At 64.7% G+C, this 18,126-nt stretch carries 16 protein-coding genes and 1 other RNA gene; 9 read left to right on the top strand and 8 right to left on the bottom strand.

Annotated elements, in window-relative coordinates; all coding sequences use genetic code 11:
• The first annotated feature begins 215 nt into the window (after positions 1 to 215).
• On the top strand, positions 216 to 1,190 hold the full coding sequence (locus DWV00_RS29375) for an NADPH:quinone oxidoreductase family protein (protein WP_115537125.1): 975 nt from the start codon (positions 216 to 218) through the stop codon (positions 1,188 to 1,190).
• A 79-nt stretch (positions 1,191 to 1,269) separates the two neighbouring features.
• On the opposite strand, the gene DWV00_RS29370 is transcribed toward DWV00_RS29375, so the two are convergent.
• The 4 genes from DWV00_RS29370 to DWV00_RS29355 form a co-directional block, all read right to left on the bottom strand.
• Positions 1,270 to 2,475: a CaiB/BaiF CoA transferase family protein gene (locus DWV00_RS29370; protein ID WP_115537124.1), complete on the bottom strand. Its 1,206-nt coding sequence runs from the start codon at positions 2,473 to 2,475 to the stop codon at positions 1,270 to 1,272.
• A gap of 71 nt (positions 2,476 to 2,546) precedes the next feature.
• The gene (gene recR, locus DWV00_RS29365) at positions 2,547 to 3,143 is read right to left on the bottom strand and encodes a recombination mediator RecR (protein WP_115537169.1); all 597 of its coding nucleotides are present in this window, start codon (positions 3,141 to 3,143) and stop codon (positions 2,547 to 2,549) included.
• 69 nt (positions 3,144 to 3,212) lie between these two features.
• Complete coding sequence (locus DWV00_RS29360) at positions 3,213 to 3,539, bottom strand: YbaB/EbfC family nucleoid-associated protein (RefSeq protein ID WP_102646965.1); 327 nt, start codon at positions 3,537 to 3,539, stop codon at positions 3,213 to 3,215.
• Positions 3,540 to 3,673: 134 nt separating this feature from the next.
• Positions 3,674 to 6,148, bottom strand: coding sequence for a DNA polymerase III subunit gamma/tau (locus DWV00_RS29355; protein ID WP_115537123.1), 2,475 nt, complete (start codon positions 6,146 to 6,148; stop codon positions 3,674 to 3,676).
• 388 nt (positions 6,149 to 6,536) lie between these two features.
• Here DWV00_RS29355 and DWV00_RS29350 point away from each other — a divergent pair, with 388 nt between their 5' ends.
• Positions 6,537 to 6,992 carry a lysozyme gene (locus DWV00_RS29350; RefSeq protein ID WP_115537122.1) on the top strand — a complete coding sequence of 152 codons (456 nt, stop codon included), beginning with the start codon at positions 6,537 to 6,539 and terminating at the stop codon, positions 6,990 to 6,992.
• Positions 6,985 to 7,191 (top strand): hypothetical protein, encoded by a 207-nt coding sequence (locus DWV00_RS29345; RefSeq protein ID WP_115537121.1) that lies wholly within the window; start codon positions 6,985 to 6,987, stop codon positions 7,189 to 7,191. Before DWV00_RS29350 ends, DWV00_RS29345 begins: the two co-directional genes overlap by 8 nt.
• Before the next feature lie 89 nt (positions 7,192 to 7,280).
• Here DWV00_RS29345 and ffs read toward each other — a convergent pair.
• Positions 7,281 to 7,379: signal recognition particle sRNA small type (gene ffs / locus DWV00_RS29340), an RNA gene on the bottom strand.
• 441 nt (positions 7,380 to 7,820) lie between these two features.
• Here ffs and trxA point away from each other — a divergent pair.
• The 6 genes from trxA (at position 7,821) to DWV00_RS29305 (ending at position 14,402) form a co-directional block, all read left to right on the top strand.
• Positions 7,821 to 8,147 (top strand): thioredoxin TrxA, encoded by a 327-nt coding sequence (gene trxA, locus DWV00_RS29335; RefSeq protein WP_102647006.1) that lies wholly within the window; start codon positions 7,821 to 7,823, stop codon positions 8,145 to 8,147.
• A gap of 192 nt (positions 8,148 to 8,339) precedes the next feature.
• Positions 8,340 to 9,602, top strand: a complete 1,263-nt coding sequence (rho, locus tag DWV00_RS29330; protein ID WP_115537120.1) for a transcription termination factor Rho — start codon at positions 8,340 to 8,342, stop codon at positions 9,600 to 9,602.
• 96 nt (positions 9,603 to 9,698) lie between these two features.
• On the top strand, positions 9,699 to 10,574 hold the full coding sequence (locus DWV00_RS29325; RefSeq protein ID WP_115537168.1) for a M90 family metallopeptidase: 876 nt from the start codon (positions 9,699 to 9,701) through the stop codon (positions 10,572 to 10,574).
• 194 nt (positions 10,575 to 10,768) lie between these two features.
• The gene (locus tag DWV00_RS29320) at positions 10,769 to 11,032 is read left to right on the top strand and encodes a type B 50S ribosomal protein L31 (RefSeq protein WP_115537167.1); all 264 of its coding nucleotides are present in this window, start codon (positions 10,769 to 10,771) and stop codon (positions 11,030 to 11,032) included.
• 229 nt (positions 11,033 to 11,261) lie between these two features.
• Positions 11,262 to 13,022: an ArnT family glycosyltransferase gene (locus tag DWV00_RS29310; RefSeq protein ID WP_115537118.1), complete on the top strand. Its 1,761-nt coding sequence runs from the start codon at positions 11,262 to 11,264 to the stop codon at positions 13,020 to 13,022.
• A gap of 9 nt (positions 13,023 to 13,031) precedes the next feature.
• Complete coding sequence (locus DWV00_RS29305) at positions 13,032 to 14,402, top strand: MATE family efflux transporter (RefSeq protein WP_115537117.1); 1,371 nt, start codon at positions 13,032 to 13,034, stop codon at positions 14,400 to 14,402.
• Positions 14,403 to 14,448: 46 nt separating this feature from the next.
• On the opposite strand, the gene DWV00_RS29300 is transcribed toward DWV00_RS29305, so the two are convergent.
• The 3 genes from DWV00_RS29300 to clpB all read right to left on the bottom strand — a co-directional run bounded on the left by DWV00_RS29300 (position 14,449) and on the right by clpB (position 18,047).
• On the bottom strand, positions 14,449 to 14,865 hold the full coding sequence (locus DWV00_RS29300; RefSeq protein ID WP_115537116.1) for a carboxymuconolactone decarboxylase family protein: 417 nt from the start codon (positions 14,863 to 14,865) through the stop codon (positions 14,449 to 14,451).
• Positions 14,808 to 15,275 carry a MerR family transcriptional regulator gene (locus tag DWV00_RS29295; RefSeq protein WP_115537115.1) on the bottom strand — a complete coding sequence of 156 codons (468 nt, stop codon included), beginning with the start codon at positions 15,273 to 15,275 and terminating at the stop codon, positions 14,808 to 14,810. Before DWV00_RS29295 ends, DWV00_RS29300 begins: the two co-directional genes overlap by 58 nt.
• 174 nt (positions 15,276 to 15,449) lie before the next feature.
• The gene (gene clpB, locus DWV00_RS29290; RefSeq protein ID WP_115537114.1) at positions 15,450 to 18,047 is read right to left on the bottom strand and encodes an ATP-dependent chaperone ClpB; all 2,598 of its coding nucleotides are present in this window, start codon (positions 18,045 to 18,047) and stop codon (positions 15,450 to 15,452) included.
• Between the last annotated feature and the right edge of the window lie 79 nt (positions 18,048 to 18,126).

Here is an 18,126-nt window from a genome sequence, read left to right as displayed (position 1 = left end):
ATTGTAACCGAGGACCGGGGGCGCCTGAGCGCTCGAGCGACCGCATCCTCATGGAATCGTTCCGATAGCCGATTCAACGATTCGCCAACGATTCGCCAGCGATTCGCTCGACGGGGTCCGTCGAAAAAGGCACGGTCGTTCTGCTTGCTCTACACTGCGTCGATGCCTCACGAGCCGACGCCGAGGCCCATGCACATTCAATCGAGGAAAAGCCCATGCGCGCCATTCGATGCCACCAGTACGGACCGCCTGAAACGCTCGTCGTCGACACGCTGCCCGATTTAGCGCCCGCTCCGGGCGAAGTCGTCATCGACGTGAAAGCGGCGAGCGTCAACTTCCCCGACGTGCTCGTCATCGAGAACAAATACCAGTTCAAACCACCCCTGCCGTTTACCCCCGGTTCGGAAGTCGCGGGGGTGGTCCGGGCGATCGGCGAAGGCGTTTCAAACGTAAGCGTGGGGATGCCGGTAGCGGCGTTCACTCGAGTGGGCGGGTTCGCCGAACAGGCGCTCGCGCCGGCCGATGCATGCATGCCGTTGCCCGACGATGCCGACTTCGCCACCGCGGCGGCCTTCACGCTCGCGTACGGCACCTCGCACCATGCCGTGGTCGATCGCGGCGCGCTGCGTCCAGGCGAGACGATGCTCGTGCTGGGGGCCGCCGGCGGCGTCGGGCTCGCCGCCGTCGAAATCGGCAAAGCGATCGGCGCGCGCGTCATCGCGGCCGCCTCGAGCGACGAAAAACTCGCCATCGCGCGCGAACACGGCGCCGATGCCACGATCCGCTACGACAGCGAGGATCTACGCGAACGAATCGCCGCACTCACGGATGGCCACGGCCCCGACGTCGTCTACGATCCGGTGGGCGGCGCGTTCGCCGAGCCGGCCTTCCGCAGCATCGGCTGGCGCGGAAGATATCTCGTCGTCGGCTTCGCGGGCGGAGACATCCCAAAACTTCCATTGAATCTCGCATTGCTGAAGGGCGCGAGCATCGTCGGCGTTTTTTGGGGCGAATTCGCGAAACGTGAATCTCAGCGCAACGCGCAGGCGTTCGGGGAGCTGCTCGGCTGGCTTCGGGAGGGAAAGCTGCGCCCGCGCATCAGCGCGCGCTACCGGCTGGAAGATACGTCGCGCGCGTTGATGGACATGGCGCAGCGGCGCGTGACGGGAAAAATCGTCATCACGCCGTGAGGATGCGAGCGCAGACGATGCCGTGCGATAGGCCGAACGCCGAACGCGGCGCTCGCCGCGTCCGGGGCTTGCATAGGACTCAGACGATCTTGCGTTCGCGCAAGCCGGCGATCGCCGCCGGGTCGTAGCCGAGTTCGGCGAGCACTTCGTCTGTGTGCTCGCCGAGCGCGGGCCCGAGCCAACGCGTACCGCCCGGCGTATCGGAGAACTTCGGCGTCACGTTCGGCAGCGCGATGTCGAGCCCGTCTTGCCACTTGAAGTGCTCGATCATCTTGCGCGCCGCGAACTGCGGATCGGTGAACATGTCGGCGGCGCTATAGATACGGCCGACCGGCACGTCGGCCGCATTGAGGACATCGAGTGCTTCGTCGATCGTGCGGCCGGCGAGCCAAGCCGCGATGGCGTCGTCGATCTCGCGCGTGCGCGGCACTCGGCCGTCGTTGTGCGCGAGCGCCGGGTCGTCGGCCAGATCGGGGCGCTCGATCGCGAGCATCAGCCGCTTGAAAATGGGATCGCTGTTGCCGCCGATGACGATGCTGCCGTCCTTGCACGCATACGTGTTCGACGGCACGATGCCCGGCAGCGAGGCACCGGTGCGCTCGCGCACCGCGCCGTAGACGCCGTACTCGGGCACGATGCTTTCCATCATGTTGAAGACGGCCTCGTATAGCGAAACGTCGACGACCTGGCCCTTGCCCCCGTTCGCCTGCCGATGATGAAGCGCCATCAACGCACCGATCACGGCATGCAGCGCGGCGATCGAATCGCCGATCGAGATACCGATTCGAGGCGGCGGCAACTCGGGGTAGCCCGTGATGTGGCGCAGGCCGCCCATGGCTTCCGCGATCGATCCGAACCCCGGCCGATCGCGGTAGGGCCCGGTCTGGCCGTAGCCCGAGAGGCGGACCATGACGAGACCGGGATTCTCGGCGCTCAGCACGTCATAGCCGAGGCCGAGCTTTTCGAGCAGTCCCGGGCGAAAGTTCTCGACGACGATGTCGGCCTCGCGCGCGAGCTGCTGCAAGATCCGCTTGCCCTCGGGGGCCTTCAGATTCAGCGTCACCGATTTCTTGTTGCGCGCCTGCACCGCCCACCAAAGCGAGGTGCCGCCCACTTCGGGATACAGCATGCGCCATTTGCGCAACGGATCGCCGCCGTTCGGGTCTTCGATCTTGATGACCTGCGCGCCGAACTCGCCGAGCAGCCGCGAGGCGAACGGCCCCGCGATCAGCGTGCCGAGTTCGAGCACCTTGACGCCCTCCAGCGGGCCAGCCGATGTGCTCATAGCTATCGTCTCCTTTCGGAAAGAACGTTCGGGTGGCGGCTAAATAAAGCCGCGCGGCTTCTTCGACTTCTTCAAAGCGAGCGCCGATCGAGCATCGCGCGCGCGATGGTGCCGGCGTCGACATACTCGAGTTCGCCCCCGACCGGTACACCGCGCGCGAGACGCGTCACCGACAGGTCGCGCGCCTTGAGCGTCTGTGCGAGGTAGTGGGCCGTCGCCTCGCCTTCGTTCGTGAAATTCGTCGCGAGCACCACTTCCTTGACGATCCCGTCAGACGCGCGCTTGACCAGGCGGTCGAAGTGGATTTCCTTCGGACCGATGCCGTCGAGCGGACTCAAACGCCCCATCAGGACGAAATAGAGTCCTTTGTAGGTCATCGTCTGCTCGAGCATGATCTGATCGGCCGGCGTCTCGACGACGCAAAGCAGCGTCGGGTCGCGCGACTCGTCGCTGCACACGTCGCACACGCGCGCCTCGGTGAACGTATTGCACTTCTCGCAATGACGCAGATGCTCGGTCGCGAACAGCAGCGAGCGCCCGAGCTTCTCGGCCCCCTCCCGATCGTGCTGCATCAGATGGTAGGCCATGCGCTGCGCGGACTTGGGCCCGACGCCCGGCAGCACGCGCAACGCCTCGACCAGCGCGACGAGAGCGGATGGCTGTTTCATGTTGCCCATGTTGCGGTCAATTCGCCGAGCGGATCAGGATCACATGCGGGATTTAAGCGCGGCACGTCGTCAGAACGGCAGCTTGAATCCCGGCGGCAGCGGCAGGCCCGAAGTCATGCCGCTCATCTTTTCCTGCGCCGTCGCTTCGGCTTTGCGCACCGCATCGTTGAACGCGGCGGCGACGAGGTCTTCGAGCATGTCCTTGTCGTCGGCCAGCAGGCTCGGATCGATCGACACCCGGCGCACGTCGTTCTTGCAGGTCATCGTCACCTTCACGAGGCCGGCGCCCGATTGGCCCTCGACCTCGATCAGTGCCAGCTGCTCCTGCATCTTCTTCATGTTTTCCTGCATCTGCTGGGCTTGCTTCATGAGCCCGGCGAGTTGGCCTTTCATCATGGTTGTGCTCCTTGGATCGTTTGGATCTTACGTGCGGCCGTCGCATCGACGCGATGCCGCGAATGGGTGGTTGGAAAAGCCTGTCTTTTGTCTTTGTCCGTCGCGGCATGCCTCCGCCGCCGATGGCTCGGCGCTCAGCGCGCCTCGGCTCCGGCCGCGGCATCGGGCGATACCGGCTTGACCGAGCCCGGCACGATGTTCGCGCCGAATTCGCGTATCAACGACTGCACGAAAGGATCGGCGCCGATCTCGCGCTCCGCCTCGCGTTGACGCTCCGCACGCGCGGCCGCCTCGAGCACCGCCGCCGTGCGGCGAGCGGGACCCACGGTCACCCGCACGTCGATGTTCTTGCCGAGCTTTTCCGCCAGCGCGGCTTTCAACTTCGCCACTTGAGCCGCGTCCGCGTACTGCGGCACCGGCACGCTGAGTGCGAATGCATCGCCGTCGAGTTCGGTCAGCTCGCTGTTGAACGCCAACTGGTGAGCGACGCCCGTGAGCCCGAGGCTGCCCGCGAGCGCGGGCCAATCGCCCGAAAAACCGACGGCGTCGAGCGTGATCGGCGGCGGCAGCTTGCTCAGATCGACGGCCGGCGTCGACGGCACGACCGGCGCGTCGAAACGCGCACCGAGCCGCACGTCGTCGGGCCCCGCGCCGAATGCCGGAACGAATCCGTCGTCGGGCGGCCCCGCGAAATAGTCGTCTTCCGAGGATGGCGGCGGGTAATCGTCGAGCGGCGGCATGTCGTCCCACGGCGCGGGGGCCGCGGCCCGCTCGGGCGGCGCCTGACGCTCGGGCCGGCCCTGCTCGGGCTCGCTCGCGCGCGGACGCGGTGTCGGCACCACGACGGGCGCGCGCGGCGCGGCCGGCTTGACCGGTGCCGCCGCTTCAGGCTTGCCGGCGGGCCGGCTGCGATCGGTCGATACGCGCAGGCCCGCGTTGCGCAGCACATCGAGCGCGGCGCTCGCGCCGCCCACGCGTGGACGCGCTTCCGGTTGCGGCTCGGCCGGCCGTGCGGATTCAGGCACGAATGCGGATACGTCTTTCCGAGCCTCGGCTTGCGGTGCACGCTCGAGCCCGTCAGGCGCGGCCGCCATCACGCGCGCCGCCGCGTCGATCGGTGGGCGACCGAGCTCCTGAGCCCGCTCGGCCGCGACCGCTTGCGGATTGCTAGCCGGATCGCCGGCCGCCGAAACCACGGCACCCTCGCCGCTTGCATCGGCCCCGTTCGGCGTGGACACGTCAGCCGCCCGACGCGCCGCTCGTTCGACGGGCGCCGTTGTCGGCACGCCGCCGAGATCGCTTGGTACCGCCGGCACCGGTGCGGCCGGCGACTCGATGCCAGCCGGCCGCGGCGGGACCTCGGCCGCCGCTTGCGGCGACATCGAATGCGAAGCGGCCGCGCTCGCGGCGCCTCGGCTCCCCTGCGCGGTGACCGCTGCTCCGCGGGAGCCCGCCGCGCCAGCCGGCGCACCGGCCCCGCCGGCCCGCTTCGGCGCAGGCCCGGCCGGCCCCGATCCGGGCGGCAAAGCCGGCTCGAACGCGAGCATGCGCAGCAGCGTCATGGTGAAGCCCGCGTACTCGTCGGGGGCGAGGCCCAGCTCGGCGCGGCCAAGCGTGGCGATTTGATAAAACAACTGCACCTGCTCCGGCGCGAGCGCTTCGCCGAATCGGCGCAGATCGCTCGCCTCGGGCCACTCGTCGAGCACCGAAGCCGGCGCGAACTGCGCCCAGGCCACCCGATGCAGCAAGCTCGCCAAGTCCTGCAGCGCCGTGGAGAACGACAAACTGCGCGACGCCATTTCGTCGGCGATCGACAAGACCAGCTGGCCGTCGCAAGCGGCGATCGCATCGAGCAGGCGAATCAGATAGCTCTGATCGAGCGCGCCGAGCATGCCGCGCACGGCCTCCTCGGTCACCTGATTGGCCGAATAGGCGATCGCCTGATCGGTCAGCGAGAGCGCATCGCGCATGCTGCCCTCCGCCGCCCGGGCGAGCAGACGCAACGCCTGCGGCTCGAAGACGATCTGCTCGGCCGCGAGAATCCTTTCTAGATGGCCGACGATGTGGCCTGCCGGCATCTGCTTCAGACTGAACTGCAGACAGCGCGAGAGCACCGTGACGGGGATCTTTTGCGGATCGGTCGTCGCGAGGATGAACTTCACGTGCGCAGGCGGCTCCTCCAGCGTCTTCAGCATCGCGTTGAAGGCGTGGTTCGTCAGCATGTGCACTTCGTCGATCATATAGACCTTGAAGCGTGCATCGACAGGCGCGTAGACGGCGCGCTCGAGCAGCGCGGCCATTTCGTCGACGCCGCGATTGCTCGCCGCATCCATCTCGACGTAATCGACGAAACGGCCCTCGTCGATCTCACGGCACGCGCGACAAACGCCGCACGGCGTGGCCGTGATGCCCGTTTCGCAATTGAGCGCTTTCGCGAAAATACGTGAGAGTGTCGTCTTGCCGACGCCGCGCGTTCCGGTGAACAGATAGGCGTGGTGCAGGCGCGCGCCGTCGAGCGCGTGCGTGAGCGCACGCACGACGTGTTCTTGTCCGACGAGCGAAGCGAAATCCCTCGGTCGCCACTTGCGTGCGAGAACTTGATAGGTCATCGCGAAATTGTATCAGCAACATCGCGGCGCCAATGCAACTGCGAGTGCGCGGCGAAGCCCGCCAACGCCGGCCCCGTCTCGTGACGAACCGCGGATCGCGCGCTCCGGCATCCGCGACTTCCCGTCCATTTCGTTCCGAGCCGCCACCGAAGCATACCGACGCCTATTACCCAATATTTCGAAATTCTGGCTAAAACCCCGCATCCGACGCTGTCAAGGTTAACAGTCAGAGGCTTCGTGCCCTTCATATTTATCTCGAGACGACGTTTACGTAGGGGGCGGCACCGCTCGCTCATGCAGGACGACTAGCGGCACGCGCCGCAGATGTCGGCCGCGGGCGCCCGGCGCGGGCCGCCTTCGTTTCGCCTTTCAACACACGGGATCCAATATGAAAATAAATGAAGCGGGTATCAATTTGATCAAGGAGTTCGAAGGATTGCGCCTCACGGCATACGCCGACGTCGTCGGCGTCCTGACCATCGGCTACGGCCACACGGGCCCGGACGTGAAACCGGGTATGGTCATCACCGAAGCCCAGGCCGGGCAGTTGTTGATCGACGACCTCGCGCGCTTCGAAAACGGCGTCAGCGGGCTCGTGAAAGTGCCGGTCAACGCCAACCAGTTTTCGGCGCTGGTCAGCTTCAGTTACAACGTGGGGCTCGGCAACCTCGGCGGCTCGACGCTTCTGCGCCTCCTGAACCAGAGCGACTACGCGGGCGCGGCGCAGCAGTTCCCCCTCTGGGACAAGGCCGGCGGACGCGAACTTCCAGGCCTGCTCAGACGCAGACAGGCGGAACAGGCACTATTCCAAACGCCGGTCGATCAGGGAGTGAATCATGGCTGAGGACGCGCTCGACCCTGCTCTGCGGCAGATCGCCGAGAAATACCTGAACCGCCCGCTCGAGGCGAATGAAATAGCCGAGTTGCTGAAGCTGCAACAGCGCCTCCGAGCCCGTGCGCCGTCGTCGGCTGCAAGCGCGAGCGACGCCGCCGAACAGGGAGCAGCCAACGCCGCGAAAGGCACTGGCGGGGATGCACAATGAGGTGCCGCGCCTGCCTGTATTCACGATTCGGTGCGGCAGGCGTTTACGCGGTATCGCGTGGGGGATTTCGCGAGGAGATGGGAATTCGAGGTGACGAGCCTGACCCTCGGCACTGGTGGAAAACGGCTGTGGCTGCTTCGTTCCCGACCTGACCAGGTTGACCGCCCCTCCATGCGAGGAGGCCCGTCACGGCGAATTCTAACATCGCTTCGCGCATCGTGCGAGCGCCGGCCGCGGATTCTTTCGACTAAGGCGCGACGGCGTCTCGAATGGCTCGAGCGCGGTTCGCTCGTCACGCTATGCCCTCATACGCCTACGCTCTCTCTAATACGCCCATACACGCCCATGCCCGCTCATGCGCGGGCTCCAACGCCCGCGTGCGGCGGCGCGCGTGTCTCGGCTATCGCTTCGCACGACGCATAGCAATTTGGGCTAATATGACAGTTAGACGACCCGCAGCCTCGCGAGCCTAGCGCACCCGCTGGCCCGCAAGCTGTCCCGCGAAGCCAGCGCAGCATCCGTTGCCGGCATGTCCGGCCGGGCGCGAGCGCTCGGAACGATTTCCCGTTTTGGTGTATCGTGGCGAGCAATTTCAGACGCGGGCCCCGAACCCGAAGAGGTATTTTTACATGAGCGAACAAATCAAGCACATCAGCGACGCATCGTTCGAACAGGACGTCGTGAAATCCGACAAGCCCGTACTTCTCGATTTCTGGGCCGAGTGGTGTGGCCCGTGCAAAATGATCGCGCCGATTCTCGACGAAGTGGCGAAGGATTACGGCGACCGGCTTCAGATCGCCAAGATCAACGTCGACGAGCACCAATCGACGCCGGCCAAGTTCGGCGTGCGCGGCATCCCGACGCTGATCCTGTTCAAGAACGGCGCGGTGGCAGCGCAGAAGGTGGGCGCATTGTCGAAGTCGCAATTGACGGCATTCCTCGACAGCCATCTGTGACGAACCGGCCGGGCCTGTTGCACCATGACAACAGGCCCGGTGCGCGGCAAGACAGCAGAACGAACGGGCCGCACGCGGCCTGTGCTATGCTAGAATCATAAGACTTCAAGACATATAAGTCTCTGAGCGGTTCCGCTCAACACTCTCCTCCCATATTTCTTTTCGTCGCACCTTCCCCGGCGGGATTTCCGTATGCATTTATCCGAGCTTAAGTCTCAGCACGTGTCTCAATTGATCGAGATGGCGAACGGCCTCGAGATCGAGAGCGCGAACCGCTTGCGCAAGCAAGAGTTGATGTTCGCCATCCTGAAGAAGCGCGCCAAAACCGGCGAGACCATATTCGGCGACGGTACGCTCGAAGTGCTGCCCGACGGCTTCGGCTTCCTGCGTTCGCCGGAAATGTCGTACCTCGCGAGCACGGACGACATCTACATCAGCCCCTCGCAAATCCGGCGCTTCAACCTGCATACGGGCGACACGATCGAAGGCGAAGTGCGTACGCCGAAAGACGGCGAACGCTATTTCGCGCTCGTGAAAGTCGACAAGGTCAACGGACAGCCGCCCGAGGCCTCGAAACATAAGATCATGTTCGAGAACCTCACGCCGCTGCATCCGAACAAGCCGTTGCTGCTCGAACGCGAAATGCGCGGCGAGGAAAACGTGACGGGCCGGATCGTCGACATGATCTCCCCGATCGGCAAAGGCCAGCGCGGGCTGCTCGTCGCCTCGCCGAAGTCGGGCAAGACGGTCATGCTTCAGCACATTGCGCATGCGATCAAGCAAAACCATCCCGACGTCGTCCTGTTCGTGCTGCTGATCGACGAGCGCCCCGAGGAAGTGACCGAAATGCAGCGCTCGGTGGCCGGCGAAGTGATCGCCTCCACGTTCGACGAGCCCGCCACGCGTCACGTCCAAGTGGCCGAAATGGTCATCGAAAAGGCCAAGCGTCTCGTCGAAATGAAGCAGGACGTCGTCATCCTGCTCGATTCGATCACGCGTCTCGCACGCGCCTACAACACCGTCATCCCCGCTTCGGGCAAGGTGCTCACGGGCGGTGTCGACGCCAACGCGCTGCAGCGTCCGAAGCGCTTTTTCGGCGCGGCACGCAATATCGAGGAAGGCGGTTCGCTGACGATCATCGGCACGGCGCTCATCGAAACGGGCAGCCGCATGGACGACGTGATCTACGAAGAGTTCAAGGGCACGGGCAACATGGAAGTGCACCTCGAGCGGCGCCTCGCGGAAAAGCGCGTGTACCCCTCGATCAACTTGAACAAGTCGGGCACGCGCCGCGAAGAACTGCTCATCAAACCCGAGATCCTGCAAAAGATTTGGGTGCTGCGCAAATTCATCCACGACATGGATGAAGTCGAAGCGATGGAGTTCTTGCTCGACAAGATCCGCCAAACGAAGAGCAACTCGGAGTTCTTCGACCTGATGCGCCGCGGCGGCTAAGCGCGGCGGCCACGCTACGGCACCGCATTCTTCGCGCGTACGCGCACGGTGAAGGCGGCCGCATCGGCCGCTGGCTTCCGCCTCTCCTTCGTCGACATGCTCTCCAAGCTCACGCGCTGGCTCGATACGCGCCGTCGCGAACGCGCGCTGCGTGAGCATGCGATCGACGATGTGCTATGGCAGGCCACGCTCGACGGCCTGCCTTTTCTCGGTTATCTCGATGCCGCCGATCTCGCGAGGTTGCGCGAGACGACGAGCCTGTTCATCGCTCGGAAGCAATTCTCGACGGCGCACGAACTCGAGCTCACCGATCGAATGATCGTCGGCATTGCCGTGCAGGCCTGCCTGCCGGTGCTGAATCTGAGTCTCGATCTCTATCGGGGGTGGGTCGGGATCACCGTCTACCCCGGCGAGTTCGTGATCCGCAAGACGGTCGAGGATGAAGACGGCGTCGTGCACGAAGTCGAACACGATGCGAGCGGCGAAGCGTGGGAAGGCGGCCCGGTCATCCTGTCGTGGGAAGACGCCCAACTGACGGACGGACAGGACGCCTACAACGTCGTCATTCACGAGTTCGCACACAAAATCGACATGCTGACCGGCGAAACCGACGGCCACCCGCCGCTCGTTCGCCGCTGGCATGCCCCACTCGACGCGCAAACCTGGGCCGACGTCTTCGATTCGGCCTATGACCGCTTTTGCGCGCACGTGGACGCCGTTCCGCGCCGACGCTGGGCGCGCTTCGAACGCGAATCGCTGATCGACCCGTATGCGGCCGATCACCCCTCGGAGTTCTTCGCCGTCTGCAGCGAAGCGCTATTCGTGCAGCCGCGTGCGTTCGAGGCGGAATATCCGGAGTTGTACCGGCTGCTGGCCCGCTATTACCGCCAGGACCCCGCCCGCAAAGGCGTGCTTTCCGATATCGATACCCGAACGGGCGCCGATGCGAGCTCACGAGACGTACCGCTCTGACCGACGCAATCGGGGCCTGCGCTCGCATGGCGTGCAAATTATTCGTCAAGCGTCTGATTTTCTGGCATAATCGCCGTTTTTCGACCTTAGGCAAGTGGCTCGCGCCTTCGGCATGTCGCTAGGTTCGCTCCGTCTGAGTGATCGTCCGCGGCGATGCAGCGTGGGTTGGCTACCGCCAGACCAAAGGAAATACCATGAAAGAAGGCATTCACCCCAATTACCGCGAAGTCGTTTTCCACGATCTGTCGAACGGCTTCATGTTCGTGACGCGCTCGACGATTCAAACGCGCGAAACGGTCGAGTACAACGGCAAGACCTACCCGCTCGCCAAGATCGAAGTTTCGTCCGAATCGCACCCGTTCTACACGGGCCAGCAAAAGATCATGGACACGGCTGGCCGCGTCGAGAAGTTCAACAAGAAGTTCGGTGCGCGCGCAGCCGGCAAGGCCGCGAAGTAATCACGCACGGCAACCGATGCGCCCGGCCTTCACGCCGGACCGAATCGAAGGGCAGCAATACGCTGCCCTTTTTTACGAGATGGGCAGCCTGTTGCTGCCCATTTTCATTGGCGCGGGCCACCGCATCGCATGGCGGGCCAGCTTCGGCGCGACTACAATGCCGCATCGCGCGCGCCCAAGCGCCCACGCCCATCAGCATGACAACCGCCGTCCGAGACCCGCAGCCTGAATGAGACCCGTCGTTCGCCTAACCGCATCCGCCACGCGCGCCCTCCCGCGCTGGCTGCTGCTTACGCTTTGCATCGTTTACGCGGCGTTCGGCCTGTTCGGCCGCGACCCGTGGAAGAACGAGGATGCCGCGGGCTTCGGTGTCATGTGGACCATGGCCGGCGGCAACGCGCACGACTGGCTGCTGCCGAATCTCGTCGGCAAGTTCATCACCAACGATGGGCCGCTCGGCTACTGGCTCGGCGCCATCTCGATCCGCGCGCTCGCGCCGTGGGTCGACGCGGGCGACGCCTCGCGGCTCGCCACTGGCTTGCTGTTTTGCGCGACGTGCGCGTTCGTTTGGTATGCCGCCTATCTGCTCGGCCGGCGCGCGGAAGTACAGCCGTTCAAATACGCGTTCGGCGGCGAACCCGAGCCGCGCGACTTCGGCCGCACGCTGGCCGACGGCGCACTGCTGATCCTCGTCGCTTGTTTCGGGCTTGCGGAGCGCGGCCACGAAACGACGCCGCAACTATCGCAATTCATGGGCGTCGCCATGCTCCTGTACGGGCTCGTGCGCGGCGCCGACAAGCCGCTGCAGGGCGCGCTTTGGTGGGCCCTCGCGCTTGGCTTGCTCGCTTTGTCGGGCAACCCGCTCCTCGTAGTCGCGCTCCTCGCCAGCACGCTCGCGATGATCGTCGTCGTTCCCGAGCTGCGTTCGATCTGGCAGCCGCTCGTCGGGCTGCCGCTCGCCGTGGCGATCGCGCTTGCCTGGCCGCTCGTCGTCCTGCATGCCTATCCCGACGACGCACGCTGGTTCATCGAGGAATGGATCAACGGGAGCATCGACCGCTTTACGGCGCCGTCGGGCCATGTCTGGCTCTACGCGTTCAAAAACCTTCCGCTGTTCACCTGGCCGGCGTGGCCGCTCGCGCTGTGGGCCTGGGTCAGTTGGGGTGGGCTGCGGCGCAAGCCGCACATCGCGATTCCCGTGTCCGTCACAGTGCCCCTGCTCTTTCTCGCGGTGCTGCAAAGCCACCAGACCAATCGGCTCTATATCCTGTTGCTGCCGCCGCTCGCAACCCTCGCCGCGTTCGCGCTGCCGATGCTCAAGCGCGGCGCGATCAACGCGATCGATTGGTTTGCGGTGCTGAGCTTTTCGATCCTCGCCATCTTCGTCTGGCTCGTCTGGCTCGCGGCGCAGATCGGCTTTCCGCATCCGCTCGCACACAATCTCGCGCGCCTCGTGCCGGGCTTCGTGCCGCAGTTTTCCGTCCCGGCGTTCGCCTGTGCCGTGGCGGCGACGCTCTGCTGGCTCGCGCTCGCCCGCTGGCGCATCGCGCGCCATCCGAAGGTCCTCTGGCGCAGCGTCGTGCTCTCGAGTGCGGGCACGACGATGATGTGGGTGCTCCTTATGACGCTGTGGCTGCCCATGGTCAACTACAGCCGCACCTATCGCGACGTCGCGCTGCAAATCGCGGAGCACCTGCCCGACGACTACACCTGCATTTCCCCCGTTAGGCTAGGCGATGCGCAGCTTGCCTCGTTCGCCTATTTCGCCGACATGCAGTTCTCGTTCAACCAGGACTGCGACGTACTGCTGCGGCAAGACACCGCCGATTTCAGCGCCCCGAGCCCCATGCTCAACTACGCATGGAAGCTCGTCTGGGAAGGCCGGCGTGCGGCCGACCGCGATGAGCGGTTCCGGCTCTACGTGCGTGTGGATCGGCCGGTGCCGAACGTGGAACGGCACCGGCATCTCATCCGCAAACACCCGTCCTGATACACGCTCATGTTCGCCGACATGCGCAAAATCGCCGGCCTCGCATGGCCGGTGCTGATAGGACAACTCGCCATCATCGCGTTCGGCGTGATGGACACGGTCATGGTCGGCCGCTACTCGGCGGTCGATCTGGCAGCGCTCGGTCTCGGTTCGTCCGTCTACGTATCCGTGTTCGTTGGCCTGACCGGCGTCGTGCTCGCTTTGCAGCCCATCAGCGGGCAATTGTTCGGCGCGCGGCGTTATACGGAAATCGGCGAAGAGGTTCGCCAAGGGCTATGGCTGTCGGCGGGTCTGGCCGCGCTCGGCTTCGTCGTGATGTTTTTCCCCGAGCCGCTGCTCGCCATTTCGCACGTGCCGCCCGCCCTGCACGAGCGCACGGAAGCGTATTTGCGCATCGCCGCCTTCGGCTTGCCCGCGAGCCTCGCTTTTCGCGTCTACACGGCACTGACGAACGGCGTCGGCAAGCCACGGCTGGTCATGATCCTGCAGATCGGTGCGCTGCTGATCAAGATCCCGCTGAACTTGTGGTTCATCTTCGGCGGATTCGGCGTGCCCGCGCTAGGCGGCCCCGGCTGTGCACTCGCCAGCACCATCATCAACTGTGTGCTCGCCGTGATCGGGTTGACGCTGCTCGCTCGGCTCGAATTCTTCGCGCCGTTCGAGATATTCAAGCACTTTTGCTGGCCCGAGCGGCGACGGCAGGTCGCGCTACTCAAGCTCGGGGTGCCGATGGGCCTCTCGTTTCTGATCGAAGTGACGTCGTACACGTTCATGGCGCTGTTCATCGCGCGCTTCGGCACGACCACGCTGGCCGGGCATCAGATCACCGGGAACTTCGGTGCCGTGCTGTACATGACGCCCATGTCGATCGGTGTCGCCACATCGACGCTCGTCGCGCAGGCACTCGGCGCTCATCATCATGAGGCCGCGCGCACGCTCGCGCGGCACGGCATCGTGATGGCGTGCACGATCGGACTCGGCTACGCCGCGACGGCCTTCATCCTTCGGCCGGAGATTCTCGCCGGCTACACGACGAACGCCGCCGTCGTCGCCGCCGCGATGCCGCTGCTGCCGATCATGCTCATCTATCACATCTTCGATACATTCCAGACGGTGACGGCCTTCGTGCTGCGTGCCTATAAGGTCGCCGTCGTGCCCACCGTGATCTATGCCGTTGCCCTGTGGGGCGTCGGGCTCGGCGGCGGCTATCTGCTCGGATTCGATGTCGGTGGTGCGGTGCCGGTTTGGCTGACGGGCGCTCGCGGGTTCTGGGCGGCGAGCGCCGCGAGCTTGGCCGTGGCCGGCAGCGGGCTGTTCCTGCATTGGCGTGCAATCAGCAAACGCCGCGCCTTCGAGCAGCCGGAGCCGCTGGCGTCTTAACGCCGTAGCGCGGCCTCTCGGCGCGCGGCGTATCGAGCGAGTACGCTCACGCAGCCACGGCCGCGCCGGCCGCATCGCGCGCCTCGAACACTTCGCGAGCGGCGAACAGCGCGTTCAGCGCGGCGGGGAACCCAGCGTACAGTGCCATCTGCATGAACACCTCGACGATTTCCTCGCGCGTGCAACCGACGTTCAGCGCCCCTTCGATATGCACCTTCAGTTGAGGCTGCGCGTTGCCGAGCGCGGCTAGCGCGGCGATCGTCGCGATCTCGCGCGACTTCAGGTCGAGCCCCGGCCTGCTGTAAATGTCGCCGAAGCCGAATTCGATCAACAGCTGGCCGAAATCCGGCGCGATCGGCGCGAGCGATGCGACAACACGTTCTCCGATCTCGCCGTCGACCTCCTTCAGCTTTGCCCATCCGCGCGTGTAGCGGTCGTTGTTTGCGTTCGTGTCGATTGCCATGCTCGATCCTTTGACGGTTGAGGGTTGTGCTTGTCATCCGTCATGTCGCGCAGCATCTCGTCGTAGGCGCCGATCTTCTGCTCGATCGCGTCCAGGTTCGCCTGCCACTGCCGCAACTCGCTCTTCACGGCTTCGCGATGCTCGAGGAGCAACGCGCGCCGCTCGGCGGCAGTCGAGCGGCCCTCGGCCCTGAGCGCGGCAAACGCCTGCATGCGCGCGATCGGCATCCCCGTCGCCTTCAGCCGCATCACGAACCGCAGCCATTCGATATCGGCCGGCGCGTAGAGGCGGTGTCCCGCGCCGGAGCGCGACACGGCCCGAATCAATCCGGCCTGTTCGTAGTACCGCAGCGTGTGCGTCGAAACGCCAAGTGCTTCGGCCATGTGGCCGATCGTGAGTGCTTCCGACATGACGACCTCAACGTTAAGACTTCGAGCGCACTCGAAGTCAAGCGCCTTCGCAAGAAAAAGGCCGAGCGCGTCAACGCTCGGCCGTTCTCAAATTAACACGGCGCCGGGCAGCGGCTGAGCGCGACCGAGCATCCGCCGGTACGCAGCCAACCATCCGCCCGGCTTGCGGTGCTGTCAATGCACCACACGCTCGAACACGAGCTTGCCGCCTTCCACTTCGACGGGGATGACGTCCTTCGGCCCGAAGCGCCCCGCGAGAATCAGCTTGGCGACCGGATTCTCGATCTCCTGCTGAATCGCCCGCTTGAGCGGCCGCGCGCCGAACAGCGGATCGTAGCCGGCCTGCGCGATTTGCTCGAGCGCGGCGTCCGACACCACGAGCTGCATGTCGAGCTTCGCGAGCCGTTCGTGCAACCGTTGCAGCTGGATCTTCGCGATCGACTCGATGTTGGCGCGATCGAGCGAGTGGAACACGACGACTTCGTCGATCCGGTTCAAGAATTCGGGCCGGAAATGCTCCTTGACCTCGGTCCAAACCGCGTCGCGCACCGCTTCCTGCGGCGCGTCGGTCATCGACTGGATCATCTGCGAACCGAGATTCGACGTCATGACGATGACCGTGTTCTTGAAGTCGACCGTGCGGCCTTGGCCGTCGGTCATCCGCCCGTCGTCGAGCACCTGCAGCAGCACGTTGAAAACGTCGGGGTGCGCCTTCTCGACCTCGTCGAGCAGGATCACGCTGTACGGCTTGCGGCGCACCGCTTCCGTCAAATACCCGCCTTCCTCGTAGCCGATGTAGCCCGGCGGCGCGCCGATCAGCCGCGCGACGCTGTGCTTTTCCATGAACTCGCTCATGTCGATCCGGATCAAGTGCTCCTCGGAATCGAAGAGGAACGAGGCCAGCGCCTTGCACAGCTCCGTCTTGCCGACACCCGTCGGTCCGAGGAACAGGAACGAGCCGTAGGGCCGGTTCGGATCGGACAAGCCCGCGCGCGAGCGGCGAATCGAATCGGCCACGGCGGCAATCGCTTCTTCCTGCCCAACCACGCGTTCGTGCAGCTTGGACTCGATCTGCAGGAGCTTTTCGCGCTCGCCTTGCATCATTCGCGAGACCGGGATCCCCGTCGCACGCGACACGACTTCGGCGATTTCCTCGGCGCCCACTTGCGTACGCAACAAGCGCCGATGCGTCGGGTTGTGCTGCTCCGTGGCCTCCGCCTGCGTCACCTGCTTTAGACGCGCCTCGAGTTCGGGCAGCTTGCCGTACTGGAGCTCGGCCACCTTCTCGAGCTTACCCTCGCGCTGCAGGCGCACGATTTCCGCGCGCGTCTTCTCGATCTCTTCCTTCAACTGCGCGCTACCTTGCACGGCGGCCTTTTCGGCCGTCCAAATCTCTTCGAGATCGGAATACTCGCGGTTCAGCCGCTCGATTTCCTCTTCGATCAGCTGCAGCCGCTTTTGCGACGCCTCGTCCTTCTCCTTTTTCACCGCTTCGCGCTCGATCTTGAGCTGGATCAACCGGCGATCGAGCCGATCCATCTCCTCGGGCTTCGAGTCGATCTCCATCTTGATCTTCGAGGCGGCCTCGTCGATCAGATCGATCGCCTTATCCGGCAGGAAACGATCGGTGATGTAGCGATGCGAGAGCTCGGCCGCCGCAACGATGGCCGGGTCGGTGATCTCGACACCATGGTGCAGCTCGTACTTTTCCTGCAGCCCGCGCAGGATCGCGATCGACGCCTCGACCGACGGTTCGTCGACGAGCACTTTCTGGAAACGCCGCTCCAGCGCCGCGTCCTTTTCGATGTACTTGCGATATTCGTCGAGCGTCGTCGCGCCGATGCAGTGCAGCTCGCCGCGCGCGAGGGCCGGCTTGAGCATGTTGCCGGCATCCATCGCGCCCTCGGCTTTGCCCGCGCCGACCATCGTATGGATTTCGTCGATGAAAACGATCGTCTGGCCTTCGTCCTTCGCGATGTCGTGCAACACGGCTTTGAGCCGTTCCTCGAATTCGCCACGGTACTTCGCGCCGGCGAGCAGGCCTGCCATGTCGAGCGACAGGACGCGCTTGCTCTTGAGCGACTCGGGCACCTCGCCGTTGACGATGCGCTGCGCGAGCCCTTCCACGATCGCGGTCTTGCCCACCCCGGGCTCGCCGATCAAAACCGGGTTGTTCTTGGTTCGGCGCTGCAGAATCTGGATCGAGCGGCGAATCTCGTCGTCGCGCCCGATGACGGGGTCGAGCTTGCCCGCCCGCGCACGCTCGGTCAGATCGATCGTGTACTTCTTCAGCGCCTCGCGCTGGCTTTCGGCGTCGGCGCTATGAACCTGCCCACCGCCGCGCACGGCGGCGATCGCGGATTCGAGCGACTTGCGCGCAAGCCCGTACTGGCGTGCGAGCCGCCCTACTTCGCCCTTGTCGTCGGCACAAGCGAGCAGAAACATTTCGCTCGCGATGAACGTGTCGTTCAACTGCTGCGCTTCCTTGTCGGCTTGATTGAGCAAGCCGTTCAGCTCGCGGCTGATCTGCACGTTGCCGTCCGTGCCCTGCACCTGCGGCAAACGCGAAATCGCCTCGTTCAGCGCGGTTTGCAGTGCTTGAACGTGCACGCCCGCGCGCGACAGCAGCGAACGCGCCGAGCCGTCCTGCTGCGCGACCAGCGCGGACAGGACGTGTACCGGTTCGATGTATTGCTGACCGCGGCCGACCGCGAGACTCTGGGCATCGGCGAGCGCTTCTTGGAATTTGGTGGTGAGCTTGTCGATTCTCATGAAGAGACCTCCAATTTTTGACTATCACCAAAATGAGGTGCTCTCGGCTCGTTTCAAGCTGTTTTTTTGCCCAATCCAC

The organism is Trinickia dinghuensis (assembly GCF_003367175.1).
Taxonomy (GTDB): domain Bacteria; phylum Pseudomonadota; class Gammaproteobacteria; order Burkholderiales; family Burkholderiaceae; genus Trinickia; species Trinickia dinghuensis.
Note: the sequence above shows the minus strand (reverse complement) of the source record. Positions and strands in the feature narration are given on the sequence as shown.

Excerpts from the sequence above, each read along its gene's own strand:
- DWV00_RS29345 (WP_115537121.1), top strand. The coding sequence starts at position 6,985 with ATGGCTGAGGACGCGCTCGACCCTGCTCTGCGGCAGATCGCCGAGAAA.
- DWV00_RS29305 (WP_115537117.1), top strand. The coding sequence starts at position 13,032 with ATGTTCGCCGACATGCGCAAAATCGCCGGCCTCGCATGGCCGGTGCTG.
- DWV00_RS29350 (WP_115537122.1), top strand. The coding sequence starts at position 6,537 with ATGAAAATAAATGAAGCGGGTATCAATTTGATCAAGGAGTTCGAAGGA.
- DWV00_RS29310 (WP_115537118.1), top strand. The coding sequence starts at position 11,262 with ATGAGACCCGTCGTTCGCCTAACCGCATCCGCCACGCGCGCCCTCCCG.
- DWV00_RS29355 (WP_115537123.1), bottom strand. The coding sequence starts at position 6,148 with ATGACCTATCAAGTTCTCGCACGCAAGTGGCGACCGAGGGATTTCGCT.
- rho (WP_115537120.1), top strand. The coding sequence starts at position 8,340 with ATGCATTTATCCGAGCTTAAGTCTCAGCACGTGTCTCAATTGATCGAG.
- DWV00_RS29320 (WP_115537167.1), top strand. The coding sequence starts at position 10,769 with ATGAAAGAAGGCATTCACCCCAATTACCGCGAAGTCGTTTTCCACGAT.
- clpB (WP_115537114.1), bottom strand. The coding sequence starts at position 18,047 with ATGAGAATCGACAAGCTCACCACCAAATTCCAAGAAGCGCTCGCCGAT.
- trxA (WP_102647006.1), top strand. The coding sequence starts at position 7,821 with ATGAGCGAACAAATCAAGCACATCAGCGACGCATCGTTCGAACAGGAC.
- recR (WP_115537169.1), bottom strand. The coding sequence starts at position 3,143 with ATGAAACAGCCATCCGCTCTCGTCGCGCTGGTCGAGGCGTTGCGCGTG.
- DWV00_RS29370 (WP_115537124.1), bottom strand. The coding sequence starts at position 2,475 with ATGAGCACATCGGCTGGCCCGCTGGAGGGCGTCAAGGTGCTCGAACTC.
- DWV00_RS29375 (WP_115537125.1), top strand. The coding sequence starts at position 216 with ATGCGCGCCATTCGATGCCACCAGTACGGACCGCCTGAAACGCTCGTC.
- DWV00_RS29325 (WP_115537168.1), top strand. The coding sequence starts at position 9,699 with ATGCTCTCCAAGCTCACGCGCTGGCTCGATACGCGCCGTCGCGAACGC.
- DWV00_RS29360 (WP_102646965.1), bottom strand. The coding sequence starts at position 3,539 with ATGATGAAAGGCCAACTCGCCGGGCTCATGAAGCAAGCCCAGCAGATG.
- DWV00_RS29300 (WP_115537116.1), bottom strand. The coding sequence starts at position 14,865 with ATGGCAATCGACACGAACGCAAACAACGACCGCTACACGCGCGGATGG.
- DWV00_RS29295 (WP_115537115.1), bottom strand. The coding sequence starts at position 15,275 with ATGTCGGAAGCACTCACGATCGGCCACATGGCCGAAGCACTTGGCGTT.